The sequence below is a fragment of the Streptomyces sp. Ru72 genome (assembly GCF_002920635.1).
GTDB lineage: Bacteria > Actinomycetota > Actinomycetes > Streptomycetales > Streptomycetaceae > Streptomyces.
Genome location: NZ_PQSR01000242.1, coordinates 1 through 895, shown reverse-complemented (window position 1 = coordinate 895; position 895 = coordinate 1). Strand labels below are relative to the sequence as shown.

Annotated in this window: 1 pseudogene; it reads left to right on the top strand. The window is 65.4% G+C overall.

Annotated elements, in window-relative coordinates:
• A pseudogene (locus C3488_RS39700) lies at positions 1-895 on the top strand (alpha-1,4-glucan--maltose-1-phosphate maltosyltransferase); the annotation flags it as partial.

Sequence of the window (895 nt, the reverse complement as noted above, 5' to 3'; positions counted from 1 at the left end):
CCCGTCTCGCGGCGGCGTTGACTCCTGAGGTGGATGCGGTGCTGGCCCGGTATCCGTTGCGTGAACTGGTGACGTCTTCCGATGTGTTGCCGTTGGTGGTGGAGCGGGAGCGGGCGTTGTTCGGGTCGTGGTACGAGTTCTTCCCGCGTTCGGAGGGGACGCCCGAGCGGCCGCACGGGACGTTCCGTACGGCGGCTCGGCGGCTGCCGGTGATCGCGGGGATGGGTTTCGACGTGGTGTATCTGCCGCCGATCCATCCGATCGGGACGACGTTCCGCAAGGGGCCCAACAATTCTCTGTCGGCGGGGCCGGGGGATGTGGGGGTGCCGTGGGCGATCGGGTCGCCGGAGGGCGGTCATGACGCGGTGCATCCGGATCTGGGCTCGATCGAGGATTTCGACTGGTTCGTGGGGCGGGCGCGGGATGTGGGGCTTGAGGTGGCTCTGGATTTCGCGTTGCAGTGTTCGCCGGATCATCCGTGGGTGGACAAGCATCCGGAGTGGTTCCGGCATCGGCCGGACGGGTCGATCGCGTATGCGGAGAATCCGCCGAAGAAGTATCAGGACATCTATCCGGTCCATTTCGATGCGGACATGGACGGGCTGGTGGCGGAGACGGTGCGGGTGCTGCGGTTCTGGATGGGGCACGGGGTGCGGATCTTCCGGGTGGACAATCCGCATACCAAGCCGGTGGTGTTCTGGGAGCGGGTGATCGGGGACGTCAATGCCACGGATCCGGATGTGATCTTCCTGGCGGAGGCGTTCACGCGGCCGGCGATGATGCACACGTTGGCCAAGGTGGGGTTCCAGCAGTCCTACACGTATTTCACGTGGCGGAATTCGAAGCAGGAGCTGACCGAGTATCTGGGTGAGTTGTCGGGGGAGGCGGCGGCGTA